12 protein-coding genes and 1 pseudogene are annotated in these 14,392 nt (G+C 68.3%); 6 read left to right on the forward strand and 7 right to left on the reverse strand.

Annotated elements, in window-relative coordinates; genetic code table 11:
• Positions 1-51 precede the first annotated feature (51 nt).
• Positions 52-1,368 carry an ABC transporter substrate-binding protein gene (locus E3T23_RS14575; protein WP_134371261.1) on the reverse strand — a complete coding sequence of 439 codons (1,317 nt, stop codon included), beginning with the start codon at positions 1,366-1,368 and terminating at the stop codon, positions 52-54.
• A gap of 309 nt (positions 1,369-1,677) precedes the next feature.
• Between E3T23_RS14575 and E3T23_RS14580 the strand changes: the two genes are divergently transcribed.
• Positions 1,678-2,712: a LacI family DNA-binding transcriptional regulator gene (locus E3T23_RS14580; RefSeq protein ID WP_134371262.1), complete on the forward strand. Its 1,035-nt coding sequence runs from the start codon at positions 1,678-1,680 to the stop codon at positions 2,710-2,712.
• 199 nt (positions 2,713-2,911) lie between these two features.
• Here E3T23_RS14580 and E3T23_RS16065 read toward each other — a convergent pair.
• From E3T23_RS16065 to E3T23_RS14600, 4 genes and pseudogenes are all read right to left on the reverse strand, one after another.
• Positions 2,912-3,202 (reverse strand): annotated as a pseudogene (locus E3T23_RS16065) (MarR family transcriptional regulator); the annotation flags it as partial.
• A 39-nt stretch (positions 3,203-3,241) separates the two neighbouring features.
• Positions 3,242-3,625 (reverse strand): 50S ribosomal protein L7/L12, encoded by a 384-nt coding sequence (gene rplL / locus E3T23_RS14590; protein ID WP_134371263.1) that lies wholly within the window; start codon positions 3,623-3,625, stop codon positions 3,242-3,244.
• Positions 3,626-3,677: 52 nt separating this feature from the next.
• Entirely contained in the window at positions 3,678-4,193 is a 516-nt protein-coding gene (rplJ, locus tag E3T23_RS14595) for a 50S ribosomal protein L10 (RefSeq protein WP_134371264.1), read from the reverse strand.
• Between the two features lie 256 nt (positions 4,194-4,449).
• On the reverse strand, positions 4,450-4,755 hold the full coding sequence (locus E3T23_RS14600) for a sensor histidine kinase (RefSeq protein ID WP_134371265.1): 306 nt from the start codon (positions 4,753-4,755) through the stop codon (positions 4,450-4,452).
• Between the two features lie 200 nt (positions 4,756-4,955).
• Here E3T23_RS14600 and E3T23_RS14605 point away from each other — a divergent pair, with 200 nt between their 5' ends.
• The 3 genes from E3T23_RS14605 (at position 4,956) to E3T23_RS14615 (ending at position 8,634) form a co-directional block, all read left to right on the forward strand.
• Complete coding sequence (locus E3T23_RS14605) at positions 4,956-5,642, forward strand: YqaJ viral recombinase family protein (protein ID WP_134371273.1); 687 nt, start codon at positions 4,956-4,958, stop codon at positions 5,640-5,642.
• Between the two features lie 386 nt (positions 5,643-6,028).
• The gene (locus E3T23_RS14610) at positions 6,029-7,168 is read left to right on the forward strand and encodes an NADP-dependent oxidoreductase (protein ID WP_241977993.1); all 1,140 of its coding nucleotides are present in this window, start codon (positions 6,029-6,031) and stop codon (positions 7,166-7,168) included.
• A complete protein-coding gene (locus E3T23_RS14615; protein ID WP_134371266.1) occupies positions 7,165-8,634 on the forward strand; it encodes a cryptochrome/photolyase family protein in 1,470 nt (489 codons plus the stop codon). The genes E3T23_RS14610 and E3T23_RS14615 overlap by 4 nt, the downstream gene beginning before the upstream one ends.
• On the opposite strand, the gene E3T23_RS14620 is transcribed toward E3T23_RS14615, so the two are convergent.
• Both E3T23_RS14620 and aceB read right to left on the reverse strand, forming a co-directional pair.
• Positions 8,631-9,158 carry a GNAT family N-acetyltransferase gene (locus E3T23_RS14620; RefSeq protein ID WP_134371267.1) on the reverse strand — a complete coding sequence of 176 codons (528 nt, stop codon included), beginning with the start codon at positions 9,156-9,158 and terminating at the stop codon, positions 8,631-8,633. The two genes, E3T23_RS14615 and E3T23_RS14620, sit on opposite strands and share 4 nt — an antisense overlap.
• 132 nt (positions 9,159-9,290) lie before the next feature.
• Complete coding sequence (gene aceB / locus E3T23_RS14625; RefSeq protein WP_134371268.1) at positions 9,291-10,973, reverse strand: malate synthase A; 1,683 nt, start codon at positions 10,971-10,973, stop codon at positions 9,291-9,293.
• Between the two features lie 187 nt (positions 10,974-11,160).
• Here aceB and E3T23_RS14630 point away from each other — a divergent pair, with 187 nt between their 5' ends.
• On the forward strand, positions 11,161-12,651 hold the full coding sequence (locus E3T23_RS14630) for a helix-turn-helix transcriptional regulator (protein WP_134371269.1): 1,491 nt from the start codon (positions 11,161-11,163) through the stop codon (positions 12,649-12,651).
• 186 nt (positions 12,652-12,837) lie between these two features.
• Positions 12,838-14,268 (forward strand): NAD(P)/FAD-dependent oxidoreductase, encoded by a 1,431-nt coding sequence (locus tag E3T23_RS14635; RefSeq protein ID WP_134371270.1) that lies wholly within the window; start codon positions 12,838-12,840, stop codon positions 14,266-14,268.
• Positions 14,269-14,392 lie beyond the last annotated feature (124 nt).

Here is a 14,392-nt window from a genome sequence, read left to right on the forward strand (position 1 = left end):
GGACGACCCGCACCGTTTTAGTGCTGTTGGCTGTGCTGGTTCAGACTCGAACTAGTTGGAGGGCCAGCCGGCTTCGATGCTGGTGAGCACCTCATCGGTCGGGGCACCGTTGACCCAGTTGACCATTCCCTTCCAGAAGGTGCCGGCACCCACGGAGCCGGGCATCAGGTCGGAGGCGTCAAAGCGGAAGGTGGTCTCCGGGTCCTGAAGGATCTTGATGGCTTCCTGCAGGATGGGGCTCTTCGCGTTCTTCGGGTCAAGACCCGAGTTGGCGCTGATGACTCCACCGAGGGCTACGCGGCTGTTCGCCCAGTCGTCGCTGGAGAGGAACGTCTGAACGGCCTGCGTGTCGGCGTCATCGGCGAATGCGGCGACGATCTCGCCACCACCGGTCACGGCCTGGCTGCCGGCTTCTTCGGCAGGGGTGATGAAGGCCCAGACGTCACCGTCGGGACCGACCTCTCCGCCGGCATCCGTGATGAAACCGTCGAAGAAGGATGCCTGGTGGTGCAGCGCGCAGGTACCCGCGGCGAGCGGGGTGGCCACGTCACCGAACGGGGTGCTGTTGATCGAGCGGACATCACCGAATGTGGCGTTGACGTAGGCCGGGTTCAGCAGGATTTCTCCGACGGAGTCGAAGGCGGACTTGATCGCGGGGTCCGTGAAGGGGATCTCGTTGGCAACCCACTTGTCGTAGGTTTCCGGGCCGGCCTGACGCAGGACGAGGTCTTCGACCCAGTCCGTTCCCGGCCAGCCGGTTGCGTCGCCCGAGCCGAAGCCGGCACACCACGGGGCGGCTCCGGTCTTCTCCTGGATGGTCTTGGTCACGGCCAGGAGGTCGTCCCAGGTCTCGGGAACTTCGACACCCCACTCGGTGAACTTGGCCGGGGAGTACCAGACGAAGCCCTTGACGCTGGCCATCAGCGGAGCGCCGTAGAACGTGTCACCGACGGTGCCGTAGGCCTTCCAGTCCTCGGACCAGAACTCGTCGACGTTGTCCTCGACGGACTTCGGGGCCGGCTTGAGGAAGTCGCGGCTGGCAAGGTCGGCCATCAGGCCGGGCTGCGGGAAGATCGCGATGTCGGGAGCGCTGCCGCCCTGGGCGCGAATGGCGATCTGAGCTTCGAATTCCTTCGAGGCTTCGTACTGGATGTCAATGCCGCTTTCTTTTTCCCAGGCAGCCCAGGACTCTTCGAGAAGCTCGGCTTCGGTGTCACCGATGGTGCCGTAGACGGTGACGACGCCGTCGCCTTCGGCTCCGGCATCGGTGTTCGTGCTGCCGGGACCGCCGGAACAGCCGGCCAAGGTCAGACCGGCGATCGCCGCAATGGCGATTGGTGTTGTGATTCGGCGGTGGAATGACCGCATTTTTCCTCCTCGTTGAGTGATGAAGGTGCGCCGGGGATCCCCCCGAGCAACACCGAGGTGCCGCAGGAACTACTGGTGTGCCGAAAACGATCAGATAAGGAACCGGTTCCACACCATAAGTTACGGTACGCCGCACCGAATCGCAAGATCACAATGTCACGGAATGCTAAAGATCCCGCTCCCGCCGCGAAGACTTCGAAATTCTGTTCCCTCTCCACCGGCACATTTCGACGGTTTTGATGGAACCGGTTCCAGCAGGGCGCCCTGGGCGGTACAGTGTTCAAAACGGGTCCAAGGGCGGAGGCTGGAATGAGCGCAATCGCGGATGTCGCACGCCTCGCCGGCGTCGCCAAAGCCACTGCCTCCCGGGCCCTGAGCGGTCGCGGCTACGTGTCGGAGGAGACCCGGCAGAAGGTCATCGCCGCGGCACGCGAGATCGGCTACGTCGCCTCGCCGAACGCGGCCAGCCTGGTCACCGGGCGCACCAAGAGCATCGGCGTGATCATCCCGTTCATCAGCCGCTGGTTCTTCTCCGAGGTTCTGGAAAGCATGGAACAGGCGCTGCTCGACGAGGGGTACGACATGACCCTCTACAACCTCCCCGCTCCCTCGCCCGAACGCGAACGGGTCTTCGACTACTTCCTCGCGCGGAAGCGCTTCGACGGCGTGATCTCCGTCGGTGTGGCCCTCAGTGATGAGGAAGTCACCCTGTTGCATCGCCTGGGCCGCCCGCTGGTCGGCATCGGCGGACCCATCCGCGGCGTGGACACCATCGCCATCGACGACGTGGCCGCGGCACGGCTGGCCACGGAGCACCTGCTCAGCCTGGGGCATACCGACATCGTGCACATCGGCGGCAGCAAAGACGACGAGATGGACTTCCAGGTGCACAGCAACCGGCTCACCGGTTTCTTCGCCGCCCTGCGTGACGCGGGCCTGTCGACCGAGCGCTCAGGCCTGTTCTTCGCCTGCGAGTTCACCATGCCGGGCGGCTACGAGGTTGGTCTCTCCGTATTCGGCGACCCGCGCACCCGCCCCACCGCGGTCTTCGCCGCGAGCGACGAAATCGCGATCGGCCTGATCGTCGCCGCGCGGGAGCTGGGCATTCAGGTGCCCGCCGACCTGTCCGTGATCGGCATCGACGGGCATCCGTATGCCGACATGTTCCGCCTGACCACGCTCGAACAGCACCCGCGCAAACAGGGCCGGTTCGCGGTGGAGGCCCTCCTGGCGGAATTGGAGAACCCCACGCCGCAGAGTGAGGACGACCACCTGACCGTGCTGCCCACGAACCTTGCCATCCGCTCGAGCACCAGCGGACCCCGACAGCCGCACGGGAGCTGATCGGCCGGACCGTCCGGCGGTCAGCAGTGTGGCCGAGGGCGGAGCGATGGCTGCGGGAGGCCGCCTCGACCTCGTTCGGTGGCAGATCCGCGAACAGGGGGTGCAGCGCTACAGCGAGCCGGCTGGGCCAGTCGGCCGGGGCGGCCACACCCTCGGGCATGATCGTCGTGATCGTCGTGAGGGCAACCCGGGCTTCGAGCGGATCGGGCTGCCGGGCGGCCCAGCCCCGCTCGGACAGGTGGGTCACGAGCTTGGTGGCGGTGGGCTGAGAGACCCGGCTACGACCGGCGAGCTCACCCAGCCGGATCGGCCCGGTCTGCCGCAGCACGCTCAGTGTGCGCCACACCGCGGGCGATTCGGTCGCGAGGATTTCGGGTCCGGCAGACTCGCCGCGGGCGAAGTGGGCAGCCAGATGACCGGGGTGAATGACAGAAGGCGCCGCATCCGATGGATGCGACGCCTTCTTTCTGTGGACGGCTTGCGCCGTCACGCCTCCACAAGAAGCAGAGAACCCCTCGCGGGGCCCCGACTACTTGAGGGCGGCGGTGGCGCCGGCAGCTTCGAGAGCAGCCTTGCCCTTTTCGGCAGCTTCCTTGGAAACGCCTTCGAGGACGGCCTTCGGCGCGCCATCGACGACGGCCTTGGCCTCGCCGAGGCCCAGGCTGGTGAGCTCGCGCACAACCTTGATGACCTGGATCTTCTTGTCGCCGACAGCCTCGAGGATGACGTCGAAAGCGGACTGCTCTTCGACCTCTTCAACGGGTGCAGCAGGACCGGCAGCGCCGGCAGCGGCGACCGGAGCAGCAGCGGTGACCTCGAAGGTCTCCTCGAACGCCTTGACGAACTCGGAGAGCTCGATGAGGGTGAGGCCCTTGAACTGTTCGAGCAATTCTTCGGTGGAAAGCTTTGCCATGATTATTCTCCCTATAGTTTCTTAGTTACTCACCGCGATGCCAGGCCGATGCCTAGTTCGCGGACTCCTGCTTCTCACGCAGCGCGTCGATGGTGCGAACAGCCTTCGACAGCGGTGCGTTGAACAGATATGCGGCTCCGAACAGCGAGGCCTTGAATGCGCCGGCCAGCTTGGCCAGCAGCACTTCGCGGGACTCGAGGTCGGCGAGCTTGCCTACCTCTGCGGCGGTGAGCGGGTTACCGTCGAAGTAACCACCCTTCACTACCAGGAGAGGGTTTGCCTTGGTGAAGGCACGCAGGATCTTCGCGACGGCGACAGGGTCTCCGTGGACGAATGCGATTGCGGACGGACCGACAAGCTCGTCGTCAAACGACGTGATGCCGGCGTTATTGGCCGCAATCTTGGTCAGCGTGTTCTTCACCACGGCGTACGTGGCGTCCGCACTGATGGAAACGCGCAGCGACTTGAGCTGCGCAACAGTGAGACCGCGGTACTCGGTGAGCAGAACGGCGGTCGAGCTCTGGAATTTCTCCGTAAGCTCGGCGACCGTTGCTTCCTTGTTCGCCATGGCGCTCCTCTTGGTTTCATGTGCCGGTAGCCCGGGGAGCAGACATGAAAAAAGCTCCGGCGCAGGCGCCGGAGCTGGGAACGCATTCCAGGAGAATGCAATCTGACTTCGAATCCTGCGCGGGCCGTTCACGTGAATGAACCTTCGATTGCCTCTGCATTTCTACATGGCAATAACCGGCGGTCTTTGGCTTTGCTCCACGATACGGCACGGTTCGGGCCTGGCGCAAATCGGCATCCGTTCGCCGGGCACAGGGTCAGGTGAGAGGGAGTGAGACACGGAAGCTGGTGAAGCCCGGGCGGCTGTCGACGTCGATCTCACCGTGGTGGGCGGCCACAACCGCACGGGCGATGGCCAGGCCGAGGCCCGCGCTCCCGGTTCCCCGGTAGCGCGAGCTGTCGCCGCGCGCGAAACGCTCGAACAGGGTGGACCGTAGATTCTCGGGGATGCCGGGGCCGTCATCCGTCACCGTCACGATCGCGCGGTCGTGCTCCCGTGCGAGGGCCACGTCGACCGTGGTCTCGGGGGCGTGTGGATGCGCGCGGTGCCCGGACGGCTCGATCGTTCTCGCCGGTGCTCAGAGTTGACCGGTATCCGAGTGTTGGCCATGAAAAGCCCATGTGTCGGCTCGGTCTTCGCTGTGACGCTCATCCGTCATCCGTCGTTCCGTCACGCCGTCATTCCGTCACGGCACAGCCGTGGCGCGCCGGCTGAGGCGGCCCGGCGTGGGCGGGCCCGGCGAACAGGCAGAATGGAACGGTGATGAACCAGATGCTCTCCTTGTTCGAGGAGGAGGAGCATCCGTCGCCCCCCGATCTCGTTCCGGCGGCGCCACTGGTCGCCGCGTCGCACCTTAGGCGCATCGTCGCAGATTCCACCGACCGGGTCGCCTGGCTGAGGGCCCGCGCCCAGGGGATCACGGCCACGGATGTCGCCAAACTCGCCACCCCCAAATCGCTGCAGAACGCGGTCTACGACAAGCTCAACGGCAGCAGCTTCAGCGGCAACAGCTTCACGGACCACGGGCGCTCCCGGGAACCGGAGATCGCGGCCTGGGTGCTCGGCCGTTACGGCATCAAGCCCAGCACGGCCCTGTTCCATGCGGCCGACCACCGGCGGCATCTGGCCACCCCGGACGGCGTCGGCACCGGCTCGGGCCAGGGGTCGGGCGGCCTCGAACTGGCCGAGATCAAGACGACGAGCAAGGAGTGGCGCAGCATCCCTCGCTCGTACCTGCGTCAGGTGTGGTGGCAGCAGTACGTGCTCGGGGCGGAGCGCACCCTGCTCGTCTGGGAGCAGCACCGGGATTTCGTGCCCGTGAACGCCGAACCCGAATGCCGCTGGATCGAACGCGACGAAGATCAGATCGCAATCCTGGTGGGGTACGCCAACAACCTGATCGCCCTGCTCAACCAGCAGACCACGTCGGGTCCCCCGCCGGCGCACTGACCGCTCGTCGCGTCGGAGGCCCGCCCGCAGACAAGGCCCAGCCCACGGGAAAGTCGCCTGCCGGGTGTTGCAGGCGACTTTCCCCTCGGCGTGGCGCCACGGCTCACACGAGTTCGTGCCGCTTCGGGTGCGGTACGACTCCCGGTCAGGTGGGCAGGGCTGCGTGCGGAGTTCTGACTCGGCAGGGAGCGCTGAGCCCAAGGGAAACCGAATGACGGGAAGGGACTCTTCCCGAACATCGGGGTCGGTCCCCCTTTATGAGGACAGACTATGCGCCCGGCCCCCTCCCGGCCAGTGCCGGCCGAAACCAAGTGCGGCTACGGCACCCCCAAATCGAGGCACAACGGCGTGTGCCGGCGCCGCGAATCCCGAGAGAGAATGGGCAGATGGTAATCGCCAGGAATCAGCCACCGACCATGCTCGCCCTCGTGATCGACCGGCCCGGCCCGGCCGGCGAGCTGCACCTGGCCGAGGTCGACGCCCCGATCGCGGTGTTCGATGAGCTCCTGGTGCGGGTCGTTGCCGCCGGAGTCAACCCGATCGATGCCAAGACCCGGGCCGGCGGGGGTGTCACTCCGGCCATCCCCGCCTACCCGGCCGTGCTCGGACTCGACTTCAGCGGTGTCGTGGTCACCGCGCCGTACGCGGCGTTCCCGCTGCAGCCCGGAGACGAGGTCTACGGAATCGCTCGCATGCCCCGCACCCCCGGCAGCTACGCCGAGCTGCTCACCGTCTCGAGCCTGAACGTGACCCGCAAACCGGTGCGGCTCAGCCATCTCGAGGCGGCCGCCGTTCCGGTCGCCGCCCTCACCGCGTGGGGCATGGTCGTGGACCTGGCCGCGGCAGCCCCCGGCCAACGGATGCTCATCCACGCCGGCAGCGGCGGGGTCGGCCATTTCGCCGTGCAGTTCGCCAAGGCCTTCGGCGCCCACGTGACCGCCACCGGGTCGACCCGCAACCTCGATTTCCTGCGGACGCTCGGTGCCGACGAGGTCATCGACTACACGCAGACCCGTTTCGACGACGTGCTCTCCGGTCTCGACGCGGTGATCGACCTCGTCGGCAATGTGCACGACAACACCGGCACCCGGTCGCTCGGCGTGCTGCGCCCCGGCGGAATCCTGGTGAACGCGCCGACCGGAAGCTGGCCGACCATGGCGGCGGAGGCCGCGGCCGCGGGCATCCGTGCCACCGGATTCAAGGTGGCACCCTCCGGGCGCACCCTCGACTTCATCACCGAGCTGATCGACGACGGCGCTGTGCGGGTGCACGTGGACCGGGTGTTCCCGCTGGGCGAGGGCGCGGCGGCGCACCGCCTGATCGAAGAGGGCCACACCCGCGGGAAGATCGTGCTGCAGGTGACGGATGCCCCGGGCGGGGCAGGTGCGGCGGCTGCCGGCGCTGACAACGTCACCGCCAGCTCCGGCTCCGATTCCGGCAACTCCGGCTCCGGCAACTCCGGCTCCGGCAACTCCGGCTCCGACAACTCCTCCGGCTCCGACAACTCCTCCGGGCGTCTCGCGTGAGCGGCGACGGCCCGTCCCTGGTCTGGTTCCGCGACGACCTGCGCCTCGCGGACAACCCGGCCCTCACGGCCGCGCTCGAGCGCGGCAAGCCGATCGTGGCCGTGTACGTGCTGGACGAGGAGTCCCCCGGGGTCCGGCCGCTCGGCGGCGCGGCCCGGTGGTGGCTTCACGGGAGCCTGACCGCGCTGGCCGACTCGCTGCACCGCCTCGGCGGCCGGTTGACCCTGCGCCGGGGGCCGGCCGAGGACATGATCCTGGAGCTCGCGGCATCCGTCGGCGCCGACGCCGTGTTCTGGAACCGCCGCTACGGCGCCGCCGAACGCGAGGTGGACACCCGGATCAAGTCGGGCCTCACCGCGGGCGGAACGGAGACCCGCAGCTTCTCCGGCTCACTCCTGTTCGAACCGTGGACGATCCAGACCGGCCAGGGCGGCAGCTACTCCGTGTTCACCCCGTTCTGGCGGGCGTGCACGGCCGGCCCGCCACCGCGCGCGCCGCACCCGGCCCCCGATTCGATCCCCGGATTCGCCGGTGAGATCCCCTCCGACCCCCTCGACGACTGGGCGCTCCTGCCGACCCGGCCCGACTGGGCGGCGGGCCTGCGAGAGGCCTGGCAGCCCGGCGAGGCCTCCGCCGGGCGACTGCTCGAAACGTTCCTCCGCGAGTCCCTCGACCGCTACGCCGACGAGCGCGACGAGCCGGCCCAGGCCGTCACCTCCCGTCTCTCACCGCACCTGCGCTGGGGCGAGATCAGTCCATTCCAGATCTGGAATGCGACCGAGCGGACTCGGATCGGTTTGACCGGGCGCGCCCAGAACAGTGCGACCCGGTTCCTCACCGAGGTCGGCTGGCGAGAATTCAGCTACCACGTGCTGTTCAACAACCCGACCCTGGCGACCGTCAATCTGCGGCCCGAGTTCGACGCTTTCCCCTGGCCGCGACTCGATGAGCGCGCCCTGGCGGCCTGGCAGCAGGGCCGCACCGGAATCGCCCTGGTCGACGCCGGCATGCGTGAACTGTGGCGCACGGGCAGCATGCACAACCGCGTGCGCATGGTGACGGCGTCGTTCCTGATCAAGAACCTCCTGATCGACTGGCGGCTCGGCGAGCAGTGGTTCTGGGACACCCTCGTCGACGCGGACGCCGCCAGCAACCCGTTCGGCTGGCAGTGGGTGGCCGGTTCCGGCGCCGACGCCGCCCCCTATTTCCGGGTCTTCAACCCGGAGCTGCAGGCGAAGAAGTTCGATCCCCACGGCGAGTACATCCGTCAAAACGTGCCCGAGTGGGGCACGGATGCCTACCCGGCCCCGATCGTCGACCTCGGCGAGACGAGACGGGCGGCCCTCGGCGCCTACGAGCAGATCAAGGGGATGAAGGAGCACGCGATCGCGGCCCGCACGGCCGCGGCGGCCGGCACCGGGACCGACACCGAGATTGGCACCGGGGCCGGGGCCGGGACCGACTAGAGCGCCCGCTCCAGCACGAAGTCGTCCTCGTACCGTCCGCCCACCAGGAAGCGCTTCTCACCGACAGTGACGAACCCGTTCTTCTCGTAGAAGCGGATGGCCCGGGCGTTCTCCTGGTTGACGCCGAGCCAGCTCCCGGCCGCCCCGCGCGCCCGGGCCGCGTCGAGTGTCGCCGACATCAGCGCCGCGGCCACCCCGCGGCCGTGCGTCTCGGCACGCAGGTAGCACTTGCTCAGCTCCGCGGTGGGACGGATGCCGATGGCGGCGCGCACGTCGGTGTCGGTCGGATCCGCGAACACGAGCATCGTGTAGCCGAGCATCACCCCGGCGTCCTCGGCCACGAGGATCAGCCGGTCCGGGTCGGCCAGGTAGACGTCGAAGTTGCCCTCCGCGAGCACGTCACGCAGGAACGCGGCGATGGCCTCGGCCGAGGTGTGCGGCGGGCAGGCGAGCGCGAACGTGGCGGCGGCCAGTTCGGCCAGCGCCGGGGCATCCGTCGCCGTGGCCGTGCGAATCTCAATCACCCACCCACCCTACCGACGCCCCACCACCCACCACCCCACGCGAGAGCGGGTGAATCGTCGGCATGGGACGGCCATAGCGACGATTCACCCGCTCTCGCGGCCCGGTGGCAGCGGCGCGGACCGGTCGAGCGGCTACAGGTAGCGCGCGTAGGCGCCGACGGTGAGGAACGTCGGGAACTCGGGCTCGAGCGCGGATGCCCGGAACACCTCGAGCGCGTCGTCGAACCGGTCCCCGGGCGTGCGCTCGAGTGCCTCGTACACCGCGACGAGCTGTTCCTCGACCCAGGTTTCGTCAATCCGGATGCCCTCGGCGGTGATCGAGTTGTGGTGGATCCACTGCCAGAGCTGCGAGCGGGAGATCTCCGCCGTCGCGGCGTCCTCCATCAGGTTGTCGATGGCCGCGGCGCCGACGCCGCGCAACCAGGACTCGATGTAGCGCAAGCCGATCGTGATGTTGTCGTGCACGCCGGCGGCGGTGATCTGCCCGCCGACGGACTCCACGTCGAGCAACTCTGCCGCCGTGACGCTGACCTCGTCGCGGGTGCGGTGCAACTGGTTCGGCTGGTTCCCGAGCACCTGGTCGAACTCGGCCTGCGCCGTGGGGATGAGGTCCGGGTGCGCCACCCAGGTGCCGTCGAAGCCGTCGGTGGCTTCGCGCTTCTTGTCGGCGGCGACCGCCTCGAGGGCGCGCCGGGTGACCTCAGGGTCGCGCCGGTTCGGGATGAACGCGCTCATGCCGCCGATGGCATACGCGCCGCGCCGGTGGCAGGTCGACACCAGCAGCTCGGTGTACGCGCGCATGAAGGGCACGGTCATCGTGATCTGCTTGCGGTCGGGGAAGACGAACCGGCTGCCGCGGGTGCGGAAGGTCTTGATGATGCTGAAGATGTAGTCCCAGCGGCCGGCGTTCAGCCCGGCGCAGTGGTCGCGCAGTTCGTAGAGGATCTCCTCCATCTCGAAGGCCGCCTGGATCGTCTCGATCAGCACGGTGGCCCGGATGGTGCCGTATTCGATGCCGAGCCGGTCCTCCGAGTGGCTGAAGATGTCGTCCCAAAGGCGCGCTTCGACGTGGCTCTCGAGCTTCGGCAGGTAGAAGTACGGTCCGCTGCCACCCTCGATCAGACGCTTGGCATTGTGGAAGAAGTAGAGCCCGAAGTCGACCAGGCTGCCGGAGGTGTTCGTCCGGCGGTTCGCACGGTCGACGAAGGTCAGGTTCTTCTCCACCAGGTGCCAGCCGCGCGGGCGCATCACGATGGTGGGGGTTGCTCCGGCGGCATCGCCGGTGACGGCGTACTCCTTGCCCTCCGGGCTGGTGAAGTCCAGCTGTCCCCGAACCTGATCGAACAGGGTCAGCTGGCCCTCGATGACGTTCGCCCAGGTGGGGCTGGTGGCGTCTTCCTGGTCGGCCAGCCAGATCTTCGCGCCCGAATTCAGCGCGTTGATGGCCATTTTGCGGTCGGTCGGCCCGGTGATCTCCACCCGGCGGTCCATCAGCCCGGGGCCCGCGCCGGCGACACTCCAGGTGAAGTCACGACGGATGTGCGCGGTCTCGGTGAGGAATCCCGGGTCGCGCCCGTTGGCGGCATCCACGCGCTTCCGCAGTCTGGTCGCCAGCAGGTCCTGACGCGTGCCGGCGAACCGGTCGTGCAGCTCGGCCAGAAATACCAGCGCCTCGGGGGTGAGGATTTCCTCGTAGCGCGGACCGAGATCGCCGGTGATCTCGAGGTGCGGTTCGATGGTGGCGAAGCTGCCGGTGTTCGTGGTGGGAACGGCGGCCTGGACCTGGTCGGCTGTCGCCAGGGGCGGGGTGTTCATGGGCGGAGCTCCTTCGGAAGTTGAGTGGGGTGTGGTGCTGGACTGGCGCCGCCTGGGGAGGGCTTCATTGCCAGCCTGGTTTCCACTCTGGTCCAGGGGACACCGGCGCACCGCTCCCCAGGCATCAGAAGAACGTCATTTCTTCTGCCTGCGAGAAGTTATCCCCTGAGTGTGTGAGCATGGGGGCATGGTCACCGTCGATCCCGCCCTCCGCCTGTCCCTCTCCGCTGCTCCGCCCGAGGCGGCCGGGCTCGATGCGCTCACTCTGGGGCGGCGCATCCGTGAACTGCGCACCAACCGGCGGATGACCCTGGACACCCTCGCCGCCGCCATCGACCGAGCACCCTCGCAGGTGTCGATGATCGAGAACGGCAAACGCGAACCGCGTCTGTCGATGCTGCGCACCATCGCGACCGCGCTCGGCACCACGGTCGACGACCTGCTGAAAACGGATGCCCCGTCCGAGCGGGCGGCGCTGGAAATCGCCGTCGAGCGGGCTCAGCGGGGCCCCGTGTTCACGGCCCTCGGACTGCCGCATATGCGCGTTGGCCGGGGAACGAGCGACGAGACCCTGCGGACTCTGCTCAGCCTGCACAACGAAATCCTGCGCCTGCACCGGGAACGGGCGGCGACCCCGGAGGAGGCCAGGCGGGCGAACGTGGAGCTCCGGGCCACCATGCGCGCCAGGGACAACTACTTCCCCGAGCTCGAAGCACAGGCCCAGCGACTGCTCGCCGCGGTCGGTCACACCGGCGGGCCGGTCTCCCACCAGGTGGTCGCCGATATGGCCACGCACCTCGGCTACTCGCTGCACTACGTGGGGGACCTGCCGAACTCGACCCGATCGGTGACCGACAAGCGCAATCGGCGCATCTACCTGCCCACGGAGCAATCGGCGTCCCGCGACTCCCGTTCCCCCATTCTGCAGGCGTTCGCGACCCTGCTCTGCGAGCACGAGGAACCCGAAAATTACGCGGAATTTCTGTCCCAACGGGTGGAGACCAACTATCTGACGGCGGCCATCCTGCTACCCGAAAAAGACACCGTGAAACTGCTCACCGAGGCGAAGACCCTCCGCCGCATCTCGATGGAGGATCTGCGGGACGCCTTCGCAGTGTCCTATGAGACGGCCGCGCACCGGTTCACGAACCTCGCCACCGCCCGGCTCGACATCCCGGTGCACTTCATGAAGGTGCACGAGTCCGGCACCATGATCAAAGCCTACGAAAACGATTCGGTGCGCTTCCCGAGTGACGCCCTCGGCGCGGTCGAGGGCTCGACGGTCTGCCGCAACTGGACCGCGCGCACGGTCTTCAACGTGGCCGACCGGTTCAGCCCCTGGTACCAGTACACCGACACCCCCAGCGGAACCTTCTGGTGCACCTCCCGGATCGAGAAGGCGAAGGAGGGCGACTACTCGGTCAGCGTGGGCGTGCCGTTCACCCACGTGAAGTGGTTCCGTGGCCGCGAGACCACCAACCGGGCCGTGTCCACCTGCCCCGACGAGTCGTGCTGCCGCCGCGCGCCGGACGAGCTCTCGGAGCGGTGGTCCGGGCAGTCCTGGCCGGCCGCGCGCACGCCCACCAGCCTGCTCGCCGCCCTGCCCACTGGCACCTTTCCCGGCGTCGACCAGACCGAGGTGTTCCAGTTCCTCGAGTCGCACGCGCCGGCGAACTGAGCGTGGGCGTCGAGTGCCGTCGCCGTCGTACCGGCCGTCGCGGCGCATGTCGTGGACGCGGGCGCAGGTTAGAACGTACGCCCACTGCCGGAGGGTGCGCCCGCGAGGCCCATGGGCCTGGCCGCAGCCGGCCCGCGGCTGGCATGATGAACGGGTAGCAGACGCCCGGCGAACAAAGGACGATCCGTGGGCACGACCATCTTCGAGCGGGCCCGACCCGCCGCATCCGTCATCGCGGGCGCCCTCGCCCACACCCGCTCCGCGCCGTTCTGGCTGGAGGACGTGTCGCCGCAGGCCGGCTACCCGACGCTCACGGCCGACCTCGACTGCGATCTCGCCATCGTCGGCGGCGGTTACCTCGGCCTCTGGACCGCGGTGCTCGCCAAGCAGCAGAATCCGGGCGCCCGCGTGGTGCTGCTGGAGGCGCGCACGATCGGCTGGGCCGCGTCGGGACGCAACGGCGGCTTCTGCGAGGCCAGCCTGACCCACGGCGAGGAGAACGGCCGACGACGCTGGCCGAACGAAATCGACCGGCTCACCGACCTGGGCCTCGAGAACCTCGACGAGATCGAGCAGGCCGTCACCGAACTCGGGCTGGACTGCGATTTCGAGCGCACCGGCGCCATCGACCTGGCCATCGAGGAGCACCAGGTCGACTGGCTGCGTGAGGAACCGACCGATGCGAACAGCGTGTTCCTGGATGCCTCGCTGCTGCGCGCCGAGGTCGACTCGCCCACCTATCTGGCCGGCATCTGGCACAAGCGCAGCAACGCACTCGTGCACCCCGGCAAGCTCGCCACCGAACTCGCCCGCGTCGCCACCGAACTCGGGGTCGAGATTTTCGAGCACACCCCGGTGACGAATCTGGACACGCAGGGGCTCTCACCGGCGCAGGGCACCCGGCTCCGCACCGCATCCGGGATCGTGCGCGCGCAGAAATCGGCGCTGGCGACCAACGTCTTCCCCTCGCTGCTGGCCCGCAACCGGCTCTCCACGGTGCCCGTCTACGACTACGTGCTGATGACCGAGCCGTTATCGCCCGCCCAGCTCGCCGCCATCGGCTGGCAGAACCGGCAAGGGCTGAGCGACCTGGCCAATCAGTTCCACTACTACCGGTTGAGCGCCGACAACCGCATCCTGTTCGGCGGCTACGACGCGATCTACCACTACGGCGGGCGCGTGCGGAGCGGCTACGAAAACCGGCCGGAGAGCTTCCAGCGGCTGGCCGGCCACTTCTTCACCACCTTCCCGCAGCTGGCCGGGCTGCGGTTCAGCCACCAGTGGGCCGGCGCCATCGACACGTCGACGCAGTTCTGCGCGTTCTTCGGCACGGCCCGCGGCGGGCGGATCAGCTACGCCGCCGGGTTCACGGGACTCGGAGTCGCCGCGACGCATTTCGCGGCCAAGGTCATGCTGGACCAGCTGGCCGCGCGGCAGACGGAGCGCACGCAGCTGGAGATGGTGCGCGGGCGGCCGCTCCCGTTCCCGCCGGAGCCCCTCGCCTCGATGGGCATCCAGACCACGCGCTGGTCCCTCGACCGCGCCGACCACAACCGGGGCCGGCGCGGCGTCATCCTGAAGACGCTCGACGCGCTGGGCCTCGGCTTCGACTCGTAGGGCTCGGCGGGCTCGGCGGGCTCGGCGGTGTCGGCGGTGTCGGCGGTGTCGGCGTGCTCGGCGGGCTCGGCGTGCCGGCGCGGCTGCCGCGCCTAGACGGAGGCGGCCGGCGGGTCCGGCAGCC

This window comes from Cryobacterium cheniae (assembly GCF_004403395.1).
Lineage (GTDB): Bacteria > Actinomycetota > Actinomycetes > Actinomycetales > Microbacteriaceae > Cryobacterium > Cryobacterium cheniae.

Excerpts from the sequence above, each read along its gene's own strand:
- E3T23_RS14575 (WP_134371261.1), bottom strand. The coding sequence starts at position 1,368 with ATGCGGTCATTCCACCGCCGAATCACAACACCAATCGCCATTGCGGCG.
- E3T23_RS14580 (WP_134371262.1), top strand. The coding sequence starts at position 1,678 with ATGAGCGCAATCGCGGATGTCGCACGCCTCGCCGGCGTCGCCAAAGCC.
- E3T23_RS14610 (WP_241977993.1), top strand. The coding sequence starts at position 6,029 with ATGGTAATCGCCAGGAATCAGCCACCGACCATGCTCGCCCTCGTGATC.
- rplL (WP_134371263.1), bottom strand. The coding sequence starts at position 3,625 with ATGGCAAAGCTTTCCACCGAAGAATTGCTCGAACAGTTCAAGGGCCTC.
- aceB (WP_134371268.1), bottom strand. The coding sequence starts at position 10,973 with ATGAACACCCCGCCCCTGGCGACAGCCGACCAGGTCCAGGCCGCCGTT.
- E3T23_RS14605 (WP_134371273.1), top strand. The coding sequence starts at position 4,956 with ATGAACCAGATGCTCTCCTTGTTCGAGGAGGAGGAGCATCCGTCGCCC.
- E3T23_RS14630 (WP_134371269.1), top strand. The coding sequence starts at position 11,161 with ATGGTCACCGTCGATCCCGCCCTCCGCCTGTCCCTCTCCGCTGCTCCG.
- rplJ (WP_134371264.1), bottom strand. The coding sequence starts at position 4,193 with ATGGCGAACAAGGAAGCAACGGTCGCCGAGCTTACGGAGAAATTCCAG.